This is a genomic window from Coprococcus sp. AF51-11b1 (assembly GCF_027682785.1).
GTDB classification, from domain to species: Bacteria; Bacillota; Clostridia; order Lachnospirales; family Lachnospiraceae; genus Allocoprococcus; species Allocoprococcus comes.
The window spans coordinates 79,885-98,967 of sequence record NZ_JAQCZB010000002.1 but is presented as its reverse complement, the minus strand read 5'-3'; the positions used below and the strand labels follow the sequence as shown (position 1 = coordinate 98,967).

Annotated in this window: 21 protein-coding genes; 6 read left to right on the top strand and 15 right to left on the bottom strand. The window is 41.4% G+C overall.

Features of this window, described 5'->3' with window-relative positions:
* Nucleotides 1-46 precede the first annotated feature (46 nt).
* From dnaB to PGY05_RS02915, 5 genes are all read right to left on the bottom strand, one after another.
* The gene (gene dnaB, locus PGY05_RS02935; protein ID WP_270475327.1) at nucleotides 47-1,402 is read right to left on the bottom strand and encodes a replicative DNA helicase; all 1,356 of its coding nucleotides are present in this window, start codon (nucleotides 1,400-1,402) and stop codon (nucleotides 47-49) included.
* Nucleotides 1,403-1,415: 13 nt separating this feature from the next.
* Complete coding sequence (rplI, locus tag PGY05_RS02930; RefSeq protein ID WP_270475326.1) at nucleotides 1,416-1,862, bottom strand: 50S ribosomal protein L9; 447 nt, start codon at nucleotides 1,860-1,862, stop codon at nucleotides 1,416-1,418.
* Nucleotide 1,863: 1 nt separating this feature from the next.
* On the bottom strand, nucleotides 1,864-3,912 hold the full coding sequence (locus PGY05_RS02925; RefSeq protein WP_022221099.1) for a DHH family phosphoesterase: 2,049 nt from the start codon (nucleotides 3,910-3,912) through the stop codon (nucleotides 1,864-1,866).
* 113 nt (nucleotides 3,913-4,025) lie between these two features.
* Nucleotides 4,026-5,042: a UDP-glucose 4-epimerase GalE gene (gene galE / locus PGY05_RS02920; protein ID WP_022221100.1), complete on the bottom strand. Its 1,017-nt coding sequence runs from the start codon at nucleotides 5,040-5,042 to the stop codon at nucleotides 4,026-4,028.
* Nucleotides 5,043-5,184: 142 nt separating this feature from the next.
* The gene (locus tag PGY05_RS02915) at nucleotides 5,185-6,108 is read right to left on the bottom strand and encodes a sugar phosphate nucleotidyltransferase (protein ID WP_055247934.1); all 924 of its coding nucleotides are present in this window, start codon (nucleotides 6,106-6,108) and stop codon (nucleotides 5,185-5,187) included.
* 250 nt (nucleotides 6,109-6,358) lie between these two features.
* On the opposite strand from PGY05_RS02915, the gene PGY05_RS02910 reads away from it, so the two are divergent.
* The gene (locus PGY05_RS02910) at nucleotides 6,359-7,882 is read left to right on the top strand and encodes a transposase (protein ID WP_270475325.1); all 1,524 of its coding nucleotides are present in this window, start codon (nucleotides 6,359-6,361) and stop codon (nucleotides 7,880-7,882) included.
* Between the two features lie 136 nt (nucleotides 7,883-8,018).
* On the opposite strand, the gene rpsR is transcribed toward PGY05_RS02910, so the two are convergent.
* The 5 genes from rpsR to srtB form a co-directional block, all read right to left on the bottom strand.
* Nucleotides 8,019-8,282 (bottom strand): 30S ribosomal protein S18, encoded by a 264-nt coding sequence (rpsR, locus tag PGY05_RS02905; RefSeq protein WP_008368909.1) that lies wholly within the window; start codon nucleotides 8,280-8,282, stop codon nucleotides 8,019-8,021.
* 21 nt (nucleotides 8,283-8,303) lie between these two features.
* Nucleotides 8,304-8,744: a single-stranded DNA-binding protein gene (locus tag PGY05_RS02900; RefSeq protein WP_055155542.1), complete on the bottom strand. Its 441-nt coding sequence runs from the start codon at nucleotides 8,742-8,744 to the stop codon at nucleotides 8,304-8,306.
* Between the two features lie 13 nt (nucleotides 8,745-8,757).
* A complete protein-coding gene (gene rpsF / locus PGY05_RS02895) occupies nucleotides 8,758-9,045 on the bottom strand; it encodes a 30S ribosomal protein S6 (RefSeq protein ID WP_008368913.1) in 288 nt (95 codons plus the stop codon).
* A 100-nt stretch (nucleotides 9,046-9,145) separates the two neighbouring features.
* On the bottom strand, nucleotides 9,146-9,340 hold the full coding sequence (locus tag PGY05_RS02890; protein WP_022221102.1) for a DUF951 domain-containing protein: 195 nt from the start codon (nucleotides 9,338-9,340) through the stop codon (nucleotides 9,146-9,148).
* Between the two features lie 15 nt (nucleotides 9,341-9,355).
* A complete protein-coding gene (gene srtB, locus PGY05_RS02885) occupies nucleotides 9,356-10,186 on the bottom strand; it encodes a class B sortase (protein ID WP_118199543.1) in 831 nt (276 codons plus the stop codon).
* 379 nt (nucleotides 10,187-10,565) lie between these two features.
* Here srtB and PGY05_RS02880 point away from each other — a divergent pair, with 379 nt between their 5' ends.
* From PGY05_RS02880 to PGY05_RS02860, 5 genes are all read left to right on the top strand, one after another.
* Nucleotides 10,566-10,961 carry a hypothetical protein gene (locus PGY05_RS02880; protein ID WP_055247930.1) on the top strand — a complete coding sequence of 132 codons (396 nt, stop codon included), beginning with the start codon at nucleotides 10,566-10,568 and terminating at the stop codon, nucleotides 10,959-10,961.
* A gap of 21 nt (nucleotides 10,962-10,982) precedes the next feature.
* Nucleotides 10,983-11,702, top strand: a complete 720-nt coding sequence (locus PGY05_RS02875) for a DnaJ domain-containing protein (protein ID WP_055247928.1) — start codon at nucleotides 10,983-10,985, stop codon at nucleotides 11,700-11,702.
* A gap of 20 nt (nucleotides 11,703-11,722) precedes the next feature.
* Nucleotides 11,723-12,253 carry a flavodoxin family protein BilS gene (bilS, locus tag PGY05_RS02870; RefSeq protein WP_055247925.1) on the top strand — a complete coding sequence of 177 codons (531 nt, stop codon included), beginning with the start codon at nucleotides 11,723-11,725 and terminating at the stop codon, nucleotides 12,251-12,253.
* A 182-nt stretch (nucleotides 12,254-12,435) separates the two neighbouring features.
* Complete coding sequence (locus tag PGY05_RS02865) at nucleotides 12,436-14,271, top strand: Na/Pi cotransporter family protein (protein ID WP_055247923.1); 1,836 nt, start codon at nucleotides 12,436-12,438, stop codon at nucleotides 14,269-14,271.
* Between the two features lie 28 nt (nucleotides 14,272-14,299).
* The gene (locus PGY05_RS02860) at nucleotides 14,300-14,785 is read left to right on the top strand and encodes a gamma carbonic anhydrase family protein (RefSeq protein WP_270475324.1); all 486 of its coding nucleotides are present in this window, start codon (nucleotides 14,300-14,302) and stop codon (nucleotides 14,783-14,785) included.
* A 106-nt stretch (nucleotides 14,786-14,891) separates the two neighbouring features.
* Here PGY05_RS02860 and PGY05_RS02855 read toward each other — a convergent pair whose 3' ends face one another.
* From PGY05_RS02855 to PGY05_RS02835, 5 genes are all read right to left on the bottom strand, one after another.
* Nucleotides 14,892-15,950: a DNA cytosine methyltransferase gene (locus PGY05_RS02855; RefSeq protein ID WP_270475323.1), complete on the bottom strand. Its 1,059-nt coding sequence runs from the start codon at nucleotides 15,948-15,950 to the stop codon at nucleotides 14,892-14,894.
* A 20-nt stretch (nucleotides 15,951-15,970) separates the two neighbouring features.
* Entirely contained in the window at nucleotides 15,971-16,879 is a 909-nt protein-coding gene (locus PGY05_RS02850; protein ID WP_270475322.1) for a hypothetical protein, read from the bottom strand.
* A 43-nt stretch (nucleotides 16,880-16,922) separates the two neighbouring features.
* The gene (locus PGY05_RS02845) at nucleotides 16,923-17,129 is read right to left on the bottom strand and encodes a helix-turn-helix domain-containing protein (RefSeq protein WP_270475321.1); all 207 of its coding nucleotides are present in this window, start codon (nucleotides 17,127-17,129) and stop codon (nucleotides 16,923-16,925) included.
* A gap of 173 nt (nucleotides 17,130-17,302) precedes the next feature.
* Nucleotides 17,303-18,505 carry a class I SAM-dependent rRNA methyltransferase gene (locus PGY05_RS02840; protein WP_156337644.1) on the bottom strand — a complete coding sequence of 401 codons (1,203 nt, stop codon included), beginning with the start codon at nucleotides 18,503-18,505 and terminating at the stop codon, nucleotides 17,303-17,305.
* 42 nt (nucleotides 18,506-18,547) lie between these two features.
* A complete protein-coding gene (locus tag PGY05_RS02835; RefSeq protein ID WP_022221108.1) occupies nucleotides 18,548-19,015 on the bottom strand; it encodes an HAD family hydrolase in 468 nt (155 codons plus the stop codon).
* Nucleotides 19,016-19,083 lie beyond the last annotated feature (68 nt).

Below are 19,083 nucleotides of genomic sequence, written 5' to 3'. Positions count from 1 at the left end.
CGAACAGTTTTGATTCTGTTCCCTGTCTTTTTCATTTCATAATTTCTCATTCCCCATCCACAACTTTTCGTTCTGAATTGGCAAATTTCGTGTACTGCGGAAGCCATGTAAGCGTTACGGTTCCAATCGGACCGTTTCTCTGTTTGGCAATAATGATCTCTGCCTCATTGACATGCTCCGTATCCTTATTATAATAATCATCTCGATAAATGAACATAACCACGTCGGCATCCTGCTCGATTGCTCCGGACTCACGCAGATCAGAAAGCATCGGTCTGTGATCTGGTCTCTGCTCAACCGCACGGCTCAGCTGTGACAGCGCAATGACCGGCACACTTAATTCTCGGGCAAGCGCTTTTAAGGAACGGGAAATATCGGAAATTTCCTGTTGACGGGACTCATTACGTCCACCAACACTTCCGCTCATCAACTGCAGGTAGTCGATGATGATCAGCTCAAGATTATGTTCCATTTTATATTTTCTGCATTTGGAACGCATTTCCGAAATCGAAATACCCGGTGTATCATCAATGATCAGGTTCGATCTTCCAATTGTTCCGGCACCTTCGATCAGCTTTTCCCAGTCAGAATCCTTCAGATTACCGTTTCTTAAAAGCTGTGCATCTACATAGGATTCCAGCGAGAACAGACGGTTTACCAGCTGTTCCTTTGACATTTCCAGACTGAATATGGCAACTGTACGGTTCTGTTTAAACGCCACATGCTGTGCAATGTTCAGTACAAACGCCGTCTTCCCCATAGAAGGACGGGCTGCGACCAGGATCAGATCGGAGGGCTGCAGACCGGATGTCTTGTAATCCAGGTCAATAAATCCAGTCGGAATTCCTGTAACAGTTCCCTTACTCTTAGATGCTTTCTCAATTTTCTCAAGGGCATTTAACACTACCTGCTTGATCGGCACGTATTCACCGTTTCCTCCGCGGTTCTGCACCAGCTCAAAAACCTGCTTCTCTGTCCTTTCAAGGATCGCCTCCAGCGGCTCCTGTCCCTGATAACATTCATCCGCAATCGCTTCATTCATCTTGATCAGACGCCTCAACGTTGCTTTTTCAGAGACAATCTCAGCATAATACTTTACATTTGCCGAGGTTGGAACTGCTGTTACCAGATCCCGGACAAATTCAAGACTACTGATCTCTTCCGGAACAGCTTTTTCACGCAAACGGTTCTGCAGTGTAATCAGGTCAACGGGTTTTCCCTCATTAAAAAGTTCTACCACTGAATCGAAAATTACACCATATGCCTTTTGATAAAAGTCGTCTCCACAAATGATCTCGGCAGCTACTGTAATCGCATCCCGGTCCATCAGTATCGCTCCAACAACAGACTGCTCTGCCTCTATGCTGTGTGGCGGTACTCTCTTAATGAGTGCTTCATCCATGTCTCAGATCCTCCTAAGCTTCCCCAACGTGCACTTTTAATTCAGCAGTCACTTTCTGGTGAAGTTTGACCGGTACAAGATGCATTCCAGGTGTACGGATCGCTTCTTTAATCTGGATCTTTTTCTTATCAAGATCATATCCAAGCTGTTCTTTTACTGCAATTGCAATTTCCTTTGAAGACACAGAACCGAATGTTCTTCCACCTTCCCCGGTCTTGATCTTGAGTTCTACTTTTGCTGCCTCTAATCTCTTTGCAAGTTCCTGCGCTGCTTCCAGATGCTCCTGTGCAACCTTTTCTTCATTCTGTTTCTGAAGCTTTAAGTCATTTAAATTCTTTCCATTTGCTTCCAGTCCAAGGTTTTTTTTGAAAATGAAGTTTCTTGCATATCCGTCACTTACATTTACAACCTCGCCTTTTTTCCCAAGGGATTTTACATCTTCCAATAAAATAACTTTCATCTTAAATATCTCCTTCTTCTATCATAATATCGATTGTCTTTTTCAGAGTTTCAATCGCTCTTTCCATATCGGAATATGGAAACTGGGCACCGGCAGTGTTGATATGACCGCCTCCGCCGAGCCGCTCCATAATGATCTGTACATTGATCTCATCAATGGAACGTGCACTGATGTAAATCTTACCATTATATTCAGTCAGTACAAAAGAAGCCTTGATCTCCTCAATATTGAGAAGCTCATTTGACGCCTGTGCTCCGATAATAGTGGGACTTTCAATTCCCAGATGTTCGCCTCGCGCGATCGCAAATACATCCCGATATACCTCAGCACTGCTGATTACTGCAGCTTTTGCCCGGTAAGATGCCATATCATCACGGAGGAGTTTTCTTACATAAGTAACATCTGCGCCACATCTTCTCAGGTACGCAGCTGCCTCAAAGGTCCGGACTCCTGTTCTGGACATGAAATTGTTGGTATCAACCAGAATACCTGCATACATACTGTTCGCTTCCATGGAATTCAAACGCAGATCATCGCCGATATACTGAAGAACCTCTGCTACCATCTCACACGCCGAGGAAGCATATGGCTCAATATACGACAGAACCGCATTCTCAATCACTTCATCACTCTGTCTGTGGTGATCCAGAACTGCAATCGTCTTCGTCAGACGAAGCAGGCGTTCACATTCTGTCATCTTTGGCTTATTGGTGTCAACAACAACTACCATTGTATTGTCATCTGCCAGTTCCTCCGCCTCATGGGAAGTCACAAACAGATCATCCGGATACTTCGGATCATCAGTAAATGCTTCATAAAGCGGTCTAAGTGTCACAGAAATATCGTTCAGGACAATATTGACTTTCTTTTTCATCGCACTTGCTGCCCGGTAAATACCGATTGCCGCACCAAATGAATCCACATCTGCCATCTTATGTCCCATTACGATCACACGCTCTTTTCCGGTGATAAACTCCCGGAGTGCTTCTGCTTTTACTCTTGCTTTTACTCGGGTATTCTTAGCAGTCTGCTCACGCTTTCCGCCATAATAGCTGATTCCCTTGTTATTCTTCACAACTACCTGATCTCCGCCTCTTGCAAGTGCAAGATCGATCGCTATACGGGCATAATTATATCCTGCAGCATAGGTATCTGTACTGAGTCCAAGCCCAATACTTAGTGTAACCGGAATCTGATTACCGATACTGACTCCTTTTACCTCATCAAGTAAAGAAAAACGGTCTTTTTCCATTCGATTGAAGCTTTCTTTTTTAATTACAACAAAATATTTGTCTTTCTCAAGCTTCTTCACAATACCGGAAAAATCCGCAATATACTGGTTGATCTTACGGTCGATCAATGCCACCAGAAGAGACTGTCTTACTTCCTCGACACTTTCCATGACCTCTTCATAGTTATCAATATAAACCAGTCCGGCCACCAGCCGCTGCTCTTCATTCGCCCGGATATACCGGTTCAGCTCTGTCACATCCTGAAGATGTATCGCAATAAAATATTCCTTTTCCTCCGGTATCTCCAGAAGCTGCTCTGTCTCACTGAAACCTTCGACCGATACGCACTGGATCTCAGCCTGATAATCTCTGTCAAGATAATTGAATTCCAGGCTTACCGATTCATTCTCTTCCTTTGGAAATACGCCCCGGTTCAACTCCGGAATATATTTACTCAGATAGGTATCCTTCCGGATAGTCGTCCCAAGGACTTCCCGGAACTGTGTGTTCGTCCAGATGATTTTTCCATCATCCAGTAAAATCGCATACGGAATCGAAAGTTCCTTCAGAAGTGTATTCTGGACAATCCCGTACTGCGCTGCAAACTCTACCATGTCTGCCAGAATCAGAGACTTGTTGTAAAAATACATAATGCCAATGACGACTGCATAAACCAGCACAAACGCACTCATAAGCAGCCCGGCCTTTCGATCCATCCTGAAGATCCAGATATTCATCAGGATAAGGAAAAGAATCATAATTCCCGGCCATTGCATATACAATTTCAGTTGTCCCTTTAACTTTATATCCTTTTTCATCTTTCAGCCCTCTTAAAACCTATAGATATTTGTATTATATCACCTTTCCGGATATTAGGGAACTAAAAAATGTGCCAGGGAACGTACACCCTGACACATTTTTCTTTCTTTTATTAAGCTTCGTATCCATTCGGATTCATTGTCTGCCATCTCCATGAATCCTCACACATCTTGTCGATTCCGCGTTCTGCAACCCATCCGAGCTCGTTCTTTGCTTTTTCTGCATTACAGTAGCATGTTGCGATATCTCCGGCTCTTCTTGGCTTGATCTGGTAAGGGATCTCTTTTCCACATGCTTTTTCAAATGCATGCAATACATCCAGTACTGAATATCCCACTCCGGTTCCAAGATTATAAATGCTTACGCCTGATTTTTCCTGGATCTTCTTCAGCGCCTTTACGTGTCCAATTGCAAGGTCAACCACATGGATGTAGTCTCTCACACCTGTTCCGTCCGGTGTATCATAATCATCACCAAATACCCCCAGGCATTCCAGCTTACCGATTGCAACCTGTGCAATATATGGAAGCAGGTTGTTCGGGATACCCTTCGGATCTTCTCCCATCAGTCCGCTCTCATGTGCGCCGATCGGATTGAAGTAACGAAGAAGGACAACATTCCACTCCGGATCTGCCTTATGCAGGTCTGTCAGGATCTGCTCAAGCATCCATTTTGTCCATCCATAAGGATTCGTGCAGGTTCCCTTCGGGCATTCTTCTGTAATCGGGATAAATGCCGGATCACCATATACCGTTGCTGAAGAACTGAAGATGATGTTCTTCACATTATGGTTACGCATAACATCACAAAGTGTAAGTGTACCTGCAATATTGTTCTGATAATATTCAAGTGGCTTTGCAACAGATTCTCCGACTGCTTTAAGTCCTGCGAAATGAATGACACATTCTACACTTTCTTTGTCAAAAATCTGATCCAGTGCTTCTTTATCTCTGATATCTGCTTTATAAAATGTAACGTTCTTACCGGTGATCTTCTCTACACGTCTGATTGCTTCTTCAGAAGCATTGCAAAGATTATCTACTACAATAACTTCATATCCTGCATTCAGCATCTCTACACATGTGTGACTGCCGATAAATCCGGCTCCGCCTGTTACTAAAATTGCCATGATTTTTTCCTCCTGAAATTAGAATCATTTACTTTTCTTTACACACTATAGCACACATCCTGCCTATATGGAAGTGTTTTTACTAAATTATTTATATTTTTTAGTAAATCAAATGAACTATTTACTAAATTTTAACACATTCCTACTCTTCCCAGAGATTTTCCGGATAAAGACCTTCTTTTTTCAGATTACGGATCGCTTCTACGACAACCGGTTTGTCTTCTTTATAAGTTACGCCGTACCATTTGTCTGCCGACGGAAGAACCGCTGCTGTTGCGCGGTCTGCCTCCAGAAGATTGCTTACGACTGCCGGCAGGAAATATTCACACTTCATCGGATTTTCAGTAAGTCCTTTCTTCAGGAACTGTGGAAATTCTGCTTTCAGCTCGTCCAGTATGCTTCTCGTAAATCCCCACATATTCATGGAAACCAGTGTATCCTCTGGTAAATTTTCCCAGGTTTCTCCATCATTTTCAGTAAATGCAATCTTACCGTCACGCTTCTCAATGCGGGTTCTTTCGGTAATATTTACCAGTTCCCCTTCTTCATTGGTCGTACAGATTCCTCTTGCCACATGACCATTGTCTGTTACTGTATTCTTCAGAAGATATCCGACCATCGCATAACGATACTTATCATCATCCTCATGCTCAGACAGATAATTATAAATTGCTTCAAACGCATGTTTTCCATAATAATCATCTGCATTGATAACAGCAAATGGCCCGTCGATCTCATCAATGCAGCTGAGGACTGCATGTCCGGTTCCCCACGGTTTCACTCTGCCTTCCGGAACTTCAAAACCTTCCGGAATGTTGTTGATATCCTGAAATACATAAGAAACCTCCATATATTTTGCCATACGGTTTCCTACTGCTTCTCTGAAACTGTCTTCATTTTCTTTCTTTATAATAAAAATAACCTTCTCAAATCCGGCTCTTTTTGCATCAAACAGGGAAAAATCCATAATGATGTGTCCCTCTTTATCAACTGGATCGATCTGTTTAAGTCCGCCATAACGGCTTCCCATTCCTGCTGCCATAATTACTAAAACTGGTTTTTTCATAATTGATTCTCCAATTCTTTTTTAGATTTCAAAACTTTCTCTTTCTTATTTTAACCCCAAATGACTCCTTTTTCAATCGTCTGCCAGACAGAAAAACAGTAAAAAAAGGGGCTGTGAAAAAAGAATAGTCCACCCAAAAAGAAAGACCAAGAGTTTATAATGAACTCAAGGTCTTTCTTTCTGTTATAATTAACTTGTGAAAAAAATTAATAACATAATCTATTCTAACCCAAAACAGGCAGTTTTGCCAATGCTAATTCAAGATTATTTGGACGTCTGTGATCCAGTGCTGACTTTTGATAGATTTATGGGAGAAATCGAACTGGAGAAATATCTGAAAAATATTCCTCAACATTATACAGGAAGACTCAGGTATGACCCGGTCAGCATGCTGAAAACAGTTTTGTTTGGATTTATGGCGAATGGCTATATATCATTGCGTGAACTGGAGGATCAGTGTAAAATCAATCTCCGCTTCATGTATCTTATGGATCATCAAGCACCTTCTTACCGTACTTTCGGCTACTTCATCAACGAAGTACTTGCTGATTCCATTGAAGAAATATTTCAAGACATAAACAAAAAAATCTTCGAGACAGAACATGTGGATCTTCAACATCTATACATTGATGGATCCAAGTTTGAAGCAAATGCGAATAAATACTCCTGGGTATGGAAAAAAGCAACCGAAAAATCCAGATACCGTCTCTTTGGTAAGATCACTACACTCTTTGAGGAAATCAATGAGGAACTTTCATGTATAGGTATGAAACTTTGTATCAATAGTGAGTACGCACCAGAGTATCTGAAGGAAGTTGCTGAACAGTATGCAGAAGTCTGGCAGATTAATGAAGCAATGTTTGTTCATGGCAGGGGACATCGCAAAACTACACAACAACGTCATTATGAGAAACTCAAAGAGTATGCTGCTAAGTTGGAAGAATACGTGGAAAAAATCAAAATCTGTGGAGAAGATCGCAACAGCTACTCGAAAACAGATCATTCAGCCACTTTTATGCGAATCAAGACAGACTACATGGGAAATGACCAGCTGCTTCCAGCTTATAATGTACAGGTCGGTGTTGCAGATGAATACATTGCTGTTGTTGATGTAAATCAGTATCGCTCAGATATGGATTGTTTTATTCCATTAATGAACAAGTTTTATACTACATATGGCTTCTATCCGAAGTACCCAGTAGCAGATGCCGGATATGGTTCTTACAACAATTACATCTTCTGTGAGCAGCAAGAAATGGAAAAATATATGAAGTTTCCCATGTTCAAGAAAGAGACTACTGACAAGAAATACCATGAAGATCCATTTCGTGCAGTAAATTTTCCAATCGGGGAAGACGGAATCATGCGTTGCCCAAACGGGAAAAACTTTTATCTTCAGTATCGAAAAAACGTAAAAGGGAACAAGTATGGGCGTCAGGAAGAAGTGTATCAGTGTGAAGACTGCTCCGGCTGTCCATACGCAGAACAATGTAAAAAGACAGACAAAAACCGTACTGTTCGGATCAACCGCGAACTTACAGCGATGCATCAGGAAGTGATAGAAAATCTCGAAAGTATCCAGGGAGCGCTTCTAAGGATGAACAGATCCATTCAGGCAGAAGGTACCTTTGGTATCATGAAAAACGACCGGTGGTACAAAAGAATTGTCCGAAGAGGAATAAAATCTGTATTGCTTGAAGTATTTCTCGTTTCTATCGGACACAATCTTTATAAATATCACAACAAACAGAAAAAAGTTGTAGCTACCACATAGGAGTTCATAATAGCATTCTTATGGGGTAAGGGGAATTATACCCTTTTTTATGTAATATAACTATTATTATAACCATAAGCAAAAGGACGCATGAAAAAACTCTCGTTTTTTCACACGCCCTTCTGATCATATTCGATTAATCCTGAACGTATGGCATTAAAGCGATATGTCTTGCTCTCTTGATTGCTACTGTAAGAGCTCTCTGATGTTTTGCACAGTTTCCTGTGATTCTTCTCGGAAGGATTTTTCCTCTCTCAGAAACATATTTCTTTAATTTTGCTGTATCTTTGTAATCGATTTCGTTGTTTTCTTTACCACAGAATACACAAACTTTTTTTCTTCTGCGTCCGCCTCTTCTCTTCATTGGAGAATCCGGTCTGTTTCCTTTTTCGAATGCCATTGTACACATCTCCTTTCAACCTTAATTAAACGGTAACTCCTCATCAATTCCGTCTGGAATGTTCATGAAACCGTCACCTGCATCAGCGCTTGGCGCCGGTGCCGGGGCTGCCTGATAAGACTGTGTATTAGCACTGCTAGCATTCTTACTTTCTGCGAATTCCTGTTCCTCAACAACAACTTCTGTTGTATAGACCTTTACACCATCCCTGTTGGTATAGCTTCCGGTCTGGATTCTTCCGCAAACCACTACGCGCATTCCCTGACGGAAATAACGTTCTGTAAATTCAGCACTCTTTCCGAACACAACACAGTTAATAAAATCTGCGGTCTGTTCTCCGTCACGCTTGAATCTGCGGTCTACAGCTAATGTATATCTTGCAATAGCGAGAGCGTTCTCACCTTGTGAATATCTCACTTCAGGATCTCTTGTCAGACGTCCCATTAAAACTACTTTATTCATACGTTGCCTCTTTCTAAGCTTCCTGTTTCACGCATAAATATCTGATTACACCATCCATGATACGAATTCTTTCTTCGATTTCGCCTGGTGTTGTTGTTTCAGATTCAAAGTGAATGAAGTAGTAGTAAGCTTCTTTCATCTTCTGGATTTCGTAAGCTAATCTCTTCTTTCCCCATTCGTCAACGTCAGTAATGTTACCACCGAAACGTGTAACAAGTGCTTTCACCTTTTCGATTACTTCTGCTCTGGCGTCGTCTTCGAGTTTTGCGCTGACAACAACTGCTAATTCATATTTGCTCATGTCCTGCACCTCCTTATGGTCTTTTGGCTCCCGGATCCGCCGGGAACAAGGATAAATAATATATCACAAGTTGGTATGATATCATAATTCAGGCTTTGTTTCAAGCCTTTTTTCTTATTTCTTTTGTATTTTTTTCAACCAGTCTGCGCGGTACCATTACCTGGTGTCCGCATCCCTGACATTTCAGACGAAAATCCGCCCCTACTCTCAGGATCTCCCACTCTGAGCTTCCGCACGGATGCGGTTTTTTCATCCGGATCACATCTCCGACTTCAAATTTTGCTTCTGCTGCCATCGCTTTACTCCTCTTTTATTCTCCTGCCGGCTGTACATTTACCCTGACACCGTGTACGATCGTTCTGTCATCGTTTCCCTCCCGTGTACAGGTGGACAACGTCACGATCTGCGAATCATTTCCCACTTCCACACCTGTATCATACAAAGAAGACGCCTTCGTTGCTTCAAGGAAGGATGCAAACGCCGCATCATCTGCGAACTGATATGTATAACCTTCGGAAGTATCTTTTACCACTCCAACAGAATAAATCTGATAAGTAGCCACATTGCCATCCGGTGTATAAATATAGAAGGAAGGGTATTTTTCCCAGAAACTTTTTTCGTGATACTGCTCCAGCTCATTAAACATCGTTCCATTATACATATAATGTCCGTAAATGATCGTGTTTCTGTCATTAAAATCCGCATGATTATAAGCATTTACAAAAATCGTTCCTACGGTATTGTCATATCCTTTGAATGTCTTACTCAGATATTCTGAATTATCACTTCCCTGCACAACCGGATAATTGATCACCGCCGGTTCATCAAAACGAATCCATGCAACCACATCCGGATTGATCTGTCTGAGCGCATCGAAATCCACGGAAAATCTGCTTCCATCCTGATCGTCCGTCCCGTTCTCCTGTTCCCCCTTATCTTCCGTAACCGCAAGCTTTACCAGATCATCATACTCACTTTCCCCTTTGTGATATCCGTTAAAGATTTTATACAGCTGAAAGGCAGAAAATGCAAACACACAGATTGCAACGATCAAAATGACCGTACTGATGATTCCACCTTTTTTCTTGCGCCGGTCACGCCTGGAATGCTTTTCATCCCGTCCATGTTCTTTCCGTCCCATAATTTCCTCCTCTGCTTTTTATATATGATGTTCCCGGATTGCTCCATTGCCATGCAATCCCAGAAGTCCTATTTTCTTCCATATTTTCACGATATCAGCAGTATAACATACTTTTTAGAGTTTTTTAATAGAGAGTTTATTGATTTTTGTGTGTGCAGGCGTACAATGTAAACCATCGTATAGTATCATATGATGTTGTGGGCAAAAGGTATTTTGACCCCTTTGATACCAGATTGCTACGTGCTTTGCACTCTCGCAATCCTCAAAAACATTCGTAATCCGCTCATTTTTCTTTGAAAAATGGCTACTTACTCATGTTTTTGACCTCTTGCCCCTGGTATCATCATATTCTATAAATAAAAAAGATTGGGTGAACATTATGAAAGAAAAACTGATGCGTTTTATGTATGGAAGGTACGGAGTAGATACCTTCGGCAAATTTCTCTTATGGAGCGGCGTAATTCTGATGCTGATCACAAGCATCTTCCATTTTCGTATTTTTTATGTAATTGGGTGGGCATTCGTGATATACTCTTACTATCGCATGTTTTCACGTCAGACCTACAAGCGTGCACTGGAAAACCAGAAATTTCTCCAGCACACTTCAAAGATCCGTGGATTTTTTGCAAAACAGAAGTATATGGCAACGCAGCGCAAGACACACCACATTTACAAGTGTCCAAACTGCAAACAGAAGATCCGTGTCCCAAAGGGAAAAGGTAAAATTGAGATCCGCTGTCCAAAATGCCAGACTACTTTTATCAAAAAAAGCTAACGATCAGGAGAATAATCAATTATGCAGGATCCTTACTCAATACTCGGCGTTTCACGGGATGCTTCCGATGAGGATATCAAGAAAGCCTACCGCAAATTAAGCCGTATTTATCATCCGGATGCCAATATCAACAATCCAAATAAAGATCAGGCAGAAGCCAAATTCAAAGAAATCCAACAGGCTTACCAGCAGATTATAAAAGAAAAAGAAATGGGTGCTTCCGGATATACCGGAACAGCCTCCGGAGGTTATGGCGATGCCGGAAGCGGATACGGAGGTTTTGGCGGTTTTGGTCCATTCGGCGGTTTCTACGGTCAGTATACCAATCAGAATCAGCAGACAACCGAGACAGAAGAAGATATTCATCTGCGTGCCGCCGCCAATTATCTGAACAGTGGCCATTATAAAGAAGCTTTAAATGTCCTTTCAGGAATCAAAGACCGTTCTGCCAGATGGTACTATTACAGCTCTATCGCCAATTCCGGCATGGGCAATAATGTCCTCGCCCTGGAGCACGCCAAAGAAGCTCTTCGTCTGGAGCCGTCCAACTATCAATATCAGTCTCTTGTCAGCCGTCTTGAAAATGGTGGAAGCTGGTATCGTACACAACAGACAATGTATGGCGGTACACCAACGATCAACAATGATTTCTGCGTGAAGCTCTGCATTGCCAACATCATGTGCAATCTCTGCTGTGGCGGCGGTGGATTCTTCTGCGGTTCTCCTTATACATACCACTAAATGACAGGAGGAAATACTATATGTTAGATTATCTTGTTGTCTATGACAGTGAGACAGGAAATACAAAAAAAATAGCAACAGAAATTTTCGCATCCCTTCCGGGGATGTCCAAAGATCTGATAAATCTTCATGAACGTACCGATTTCCCAGAAGCCAAAATTTATTTTGTTGGTTTCTGTGTTCACCGCGGAACCTGTCGCCTCGAGATTGGCAACTTCCTTTCCGGTCTGTCGGGCAAATCCGTTGCTCTCTTTGGAACCTGCGGTGCCGGAAACAGCCCGGAATACTACAAAGAGATTGCATCCAGCGTCCGGATCTGGCTTGAAGATGACAATCACTATCTCGGTTCTTTTATCTGCCAGGGGAAAATGCCGCTTGCTGTCCGTCAAAAATATGAATCCTTGCTGAACACACCAAAAGATTGCGATTGCCAGCAAATCCGAAGGCAATTACAGAATTTTGACGAAGCAATGATTCATCCGACACGCACAGACCTTGAAAATGCGGCTCTTTTTGCTACCGAATGTATAGAAAAAGTTAAGTCCGTGTAAAAAAAGTGTAAAAAAATATCGTTTCAGTCTACCTATGGAAACTTTCTTGTTATATAATAAGGGTGTCGTATAGCGTCACTTTGTGTGATCTGCATGCAGACTTTTCATATTTAAAGTAGCTGTACGATATTTTTTTTGCGATAAAATGTAAACTAATGCTTAAAGAAAAGGAAAACAATATTATGGGAATTACAATGGTTTTGTCATTGCTCAGTGGGGTAGCCCTGTTTTTATACGGTATGTCACTGATGGGCGACAGTCTGAAGAAAGTTGCCGGCAATAAGCTTGAACTTATTTTATACAGGCTGACCAATACTCCTCTGAAAGGACTTCTGCTCGGTACTGTCGTAACCGCTATCATTCAGTCATCCTCTGCAACGACAGTTATGGTAGTCGGATTTGTAAACTCTGGTATGATGAAGGTCGCACAGGCAATTGGTATCATCATGGGTGCCAACATCGGAACCAGTATCACCGGATGGATCCTATGTCTCTCCTACATTGATGGTTCCAGCGGAATCGCGCAGCTTTTATCAACCGCTACAATTTCTGCAATCGTAGCAATCATCGGAATTATTTTCCGTACATTTATCAAGAAAAAACCGTATTCTGATATCGGTGACATCATGCTTGGCTTTGCGATCCTGATGATCGGAATGCAGACCATGAGCGGTGCTGTCTCTCCTCTGAAAGAGAATCCGCATTTCGTCAGACTTCTGACCATGTTCACGAATCCATTTATGGGAATCCTTGTCGGGATCGTATTTACAGCAGTTTTGCAGAGTGCTTCTGCTTCTGTAGGTATCCTCCAGGCACTGTCCATTACCGGATCGATCACCTTTGCAGCTGCACTTCCGATCACAATGGGTATCGGCGTTGGCGCCGCATGTCCGGTTCTTCTTTCCTCAATCGGAACAAACAAGAACGGAAAGCGTACTGCTCTGATCTATCTGCTGAACGATCTATTTGGTATGATTTTCTGGTCTATCGTATTCTATTCTGTAAATGCCATCGTGCATTTCCCATTTATGGGTGAAATTATGTCACCTTTCCGTGTGGCACTTTTGAATACGGTATTCCGGCTTCTGACGATCCTTGTTCTTGCTCCATTTATCGGCAAGATTGAAAAGCTTGTCTTCTTCCTTATTAAAGATACCGATGAAGACAACGAAGAGCAGGCAGATTTCGATCTTCTTGAGGAACGTTTCCTCAATTATCCGCCACTGGCAATCACACAGAGCCAGCTTGCAGTCAACGGAATGGCAAAGAAAGCATACAAAAATATCCGTCGCGCCCTTGCACTGCTGAAAGATTTTTCAGATAATAAGTTCAACAAAATTCAGGAAAAGGAAAATCTGATCGACAAATACGAAGACAAACTGGGAACCTATCTGATGCAGCTCAATATGCATGACCTGACACCGGAGCAGTCCAAACAGACCGCCAAGTTCCTTCATACGATCAGTGATTTTGAACGTCTGGGTGACCATGCAGTCAATATTTCCCGTGTTGCACAGGAACTTCATGAAAAATCACGTATTTTTTCAGATGCAGCCAAATACGAGCTTCATGTTCTTGAATCCGCATTAAAAGAGCTCCTTGATCTCACGATCAATTCATTTGTAGATGAAGACCTTGTAAATGCTGCCAAAGTAGAACCGCTTCGCGAACTGATCGGTATTTTATGCAACGATTTGAAAATGCGTCATATTAAAAGGCTCCGTAACGGGCAGTGTGATCTGAACACCGGATTTGCATTTAACGATCTGCTCACCAACTATGATCGTATTGCAGCCCACTGTTCTAACATTGCCGTTGCAATCCTGGAACTGGATTCTTCCAATTTCGATATGCACGAATACACTAAGAGTGTACGGAAATTGAAAGATAACAATTATGTATCCACCTTTGATTATTACGAGCAGAAATATAATATCAACGGTTATCAGCCGGAAGCGGAACAGGATACAAAAGCAGCCGCCAAAAACCCGGTCAAAGTTGTTGAAGCCAAAAAATAATCTTATAATGAGAAAGGAATCTGCTGTAATGTCTTCTTTAAATATTTCATCACAGGCGCACATTGCCAGTCAGTCCGTCATCCTAGGTGATGTCACCATCGGTGCTGACTCAAGCGTATTCTATTACGCAGTCGTCCGTGGCGACGAGGCGTCGATCACGATTGGCAGGCGCAGCAATATCCAGGATAACAGTACCGTCCATGTAGATTACGGTTTTCCGACCGTTATCGGTGATGATGTCACTGTTGGTCACAACTGTGTGATCCACGGCTGTACAATTGGTGACGCGTCTCTAATCGGGATGGGAAGTACGATTTTAAACGGTGCAAAGATTGGAAAGCATTGCCTGATCGGTGCCGGAAGTCTGGTTACTCAGAACACAGTTATTCCGGATGGAATGCTGGTTATCGGAAGCCCGGCAAAAGTAAAAAGACCTCTTACCGAGGAAGAGATCCAGTCAATTTATAAAAATGCTGCGGATTATGTTGCATTATCGGCTGAGCAGTTTGAATAGAATATCAAATCTGAAATATGTACACTATTAAAAAAAGGTATCGAAAATCATTTATGTTTGATTTTCGATACCTTTTTTATTTTCTTATTTCCAAATACTCAATAAATTACTTTTTTCGTTTTGATTTATCTAACTTCTCAATTGCGATAACTTTATCGCCTTTTCCACTTAGATACAGCTTAATTGCGTTTGCAATCTCATAAGCCAGATTAACTGGAACCGCATTTCCAATCATCTTATACGCATTGTTTGTATCTTCATAAATGAACTTAAAATCATCTGGAAATCCTTGAACTCTTGCCACTTCCCGAATCGTCATTCTTCTATAAAGTTTTTCTTTTCCTTCAACAAACCGGCAATCATTTGGTCCATGCTTGACCATTTTAGGTGCCTGTGGATGTAACTGGCACTGTCTTCCAGAAGCTTGTACTGTAAATGCCTGTTCATCCCATCCTTTTACCCGGTTTCGACTCATAAAAATCGGAGAATATGCACCTGTAAAATACTCATTATTATTTATTGCCTCTGGGTTATGATGGTTTTTTTCAGCAGCTGGAACCGCAGTATCCTGCAAATCCCAAATAATATCTCTTAAAGTAATTTTCTTTTCATCATCCTTTGTTGATCCCTCTGGAAATCCAAAATCTATTTCAAGATCTTTCCTAAATCCAATATAAAATACTCTTTTTCTTTCTTCCGCAACTCCATAATCTTTTGCATTAACTAATGTCAATGAAACATCATATCCAGCCTCTTCAAATAGCCTCAATATATTCTGAACCGCTTCCGAATGTCTATTTGCCAACATTCCACTTACATTTTCAGCCAAAAAAAATTTCGGCTGAAATTCTTTAAGAATACGAATATAATCAAAAAACAGCTGCCCTCTCGCATCCTCTATTCCTTTTAATGCTCCGGCTTCAGACCATGATTGGCATGGTGGTCCACCGATAATACCATCCACTTCTCCTGATAGATATGGTGAAATATCTTCCTTTGTAATTAAACGCACATCTCTTTCTATAAGATGTGTCTTAGGATGATTTACTTTAAACGTTTCCCATATCTTTTTATCAAACTCATTCGCTACCGGAATATTAAATCCTGCCCGTTCAAATCCAAGATCAAGTCCTCCACATCCTGAAAATAAACTAATAATATTCATGTACTTTTGTCTCCCTTAATTTACTCTTCAAATAAATACTTATCAACATCTATTCCTGGATTCATATCAGTAATATTTTCTTTTCCAAGATAATCTAATGCATGTCGAACGATTGGAGCCATATCCTGTTCTCCCGTATATTGCAATGGATGATCATAGTGAAATTTTGGAGTCATTTTTCCATTATCAACCACCCATTCAATTCTAACTGCCAAAGCTCTCGGACCATCTGCCTTTTTAACATCTGTCCTGTAATTATTAGCAGTAAAAATAAAATATGTATCGCCTATATCGACATTATCAATCAATTCCATCTGCTCAATCACATCGTTAGCTGTTTTAATATTCTCCTTGCATGTAACAAGCAGATAGTCTGCAACTCCTGAGTCTGGAACAACCCGCCCATTTACGACAGCGTCTTTTTTGTCTGACGTCTGATTTATCCCTTTATAAATATAATCTTTAATCCTTCTCTCACTTAATGGTATAGGTACCGACAAAGCTCTTGCTCTGTCTGCTATTTCTAATTTCCAGCCAACCGTAATTGAATTTGGTTTTATTGGATAGTGCCCTGATGCATACATTAACGTTCTATTTTCAAAAGAATCCCTCATAGACGTAGTTGCTTCAATAAGAATATTCTCCCAGTCTGGTCCTATATATGATTCAACATCTTTTTGTTTCAATTTATTTCCCATAAACTCTTTATTTGTTTTCTTTACGGATATCTTTATCTCAAACTCTTCTCCTGTATCCTGTATTTTTGCCCTGACAAAAACATCCGTCTTACATTCGCCACCCATGCTTTGCGGTCTTGGTTTATCAGCCTCTATTGCCTCGCACATCTTTCCATGGTATAAAAACACTCTGTCATTTCTAAATGTATTTATAATATGATCTTCCAACAATCCATATTCTCGTCTTGTCATTTTACACCCTCCATAATACACTATTTGTTACTTATAGTCAACATTACATATCTTTAAAAAATTCGCCAAAACTAACTTCAAGTGCTTTTAAAATTTTTTCCAGACTCTTAATTGAAGGATTTCTTTTCCCCTGTTCGACTCCCGCCAAATAAGTTCTGTCAACTTCTGCTTTTAACGCCAATTTTTCCTGACTCAACTCAAGAGCTCTTCTTAATTCTTTTATTCTTGATCCAACTTTTTCAGTAATCATACTCTTCCTCCTCTATTACAATTATAAAAGTATGTTACTTATTAGCCAACGGATTATAAGTAACACTTCTGCATTTCTGAAACTGTTAGAAAACTAAAAATACAGAGACGTATATTTATTTGTAAATATACATCTCTGCACTTTATTTTTACTATTATCTAAATCTCTGCTTCTTATTTTTCATCCACGATCTGAAACACATAGAATTTAAGATAATACGATTCTTCTGCCGACCACAGAATCGGATGATCCGGTGCCTGTGTCCGGTATTCTACCTGTCTGACTCTCTTATGCACATTCTGCGCTGCCTGGTGGATCGTCTTCGTAAAAAGCTCATAATCCATAAAATGCGAGCAGGAACAGGTTGCCAGATATCCGCCTGGTTTTACCAGCTTCATTCCGCGCATATTAATCTCACGATATCCCTTTGTCGCATTCTTGATCGTCTTACGGGATTTGGTAAATGCAGGTGGATCCAGGATTACCACATCATACTGCTTTCCTTCTTCTTCCAGCTTTGGAAGCAGGTCAAATACATCTGCACAGACAAATTCAACTCTATCCTCTAATCCATTGAGTCTTGTGTTCTCTCTTGCCTGTTCTATGCCAAGTTCTGAAGCATCTACACCTGTCACATGCTTTGCCCCTGCAATCCCTGCATTCAGCGCAAAAGAGCCTGTGTGCGTGAAGCAGTCCAGCACCTCTGCATCCTTGCAAAGTCTCTGGATGGCCAGACGATTGTATTTCTGATCCAGGAAAAATCCTGTCTTCTGTCCGTCTTTGACATCAACCATATATCTGACACCATTTTCCACAATCTCAACTTTGGTATCAAATTCTTCACCGATAAAGCCTTTGACTCTCTCCATGCCTTCATTCTGACGAACCTTTGCATCGCTTCGTTCATACACGCCACGGATCGTAATTCCATCTTCTGAAAGTACCGCTTTCAAAATGTCCACGATTTCTTCTTTCATCCGGTCAATTCCGAGTGCAAGAGACTCTACAACCAACACATCCGAGAACTTATCAATCACCAGTCCGGGAAGAAAATCCGCTTCCCCGAAAATCACACGGCAGCTTGATGTATCTACTGTCTTTTTCCGGTATTCCCACGCATCTCTCACCCGCATTTCCAGAAATGCATGATCGATCTCCTGATCCTGCTTTCTTGTCATCATACGGATCCGGATCTTAGAATTCATATTGATAAATCCTCTTCCCATTCCGTACCCGTCAAAATCATGGACGATCACAATATCACCATTCTCAAATTCTCCCATAATCGAATCAATTTCATTATCGAATATCCAGGCGCCGCCTGATTTCAGCAGACGTCCCTCACCCTTTTTCAATGTCACTATAGCCTGACGCATCTTTTCTCCTTCCACATACTCTTACGTATTCTTCTGCAAATATTATCCACGGAGTCCTGCAATGATCCGACCTGGATAGAGCAGAAGATCCAGTCCATCCTGCATAGATCTGACACAGAGATCCGCATTTTTCAATAATTTCCCATAGACCCCTTCCCGGTCCATAACAGCGATGGAAAGCGCCGCCTCTTTCAGCATCCACTCATCGTTTCTGCCATTACCGATTGCCACACAGCGTTTTGCACCGGTTGCTTTTACCAATTCCCTTTTATACTCCTTTGCATTACCTGTCGGAAATGTCTCCAGGATCACCGGAAGCCCTTCGCACTGCGCTTTCGCATTTCCATGCGTATCTGCAGTCAGTACATAAATTCGGAACTGCTCTGAAAGTGCGATAAGACGTTCCTTCACACTCGGCGGGATCACGCCGTCCACAGCGATCGTCCCGTTCATATCTAAAAATATCGTATCAAGTTCTAATGTTTTATATTCCGGAATAACCAGTTTCATAGGAACTCCTTTCCTGCCATCTGGCATGTTGCTTTTTCTATTATAATACATATTTCATACAGACTCCA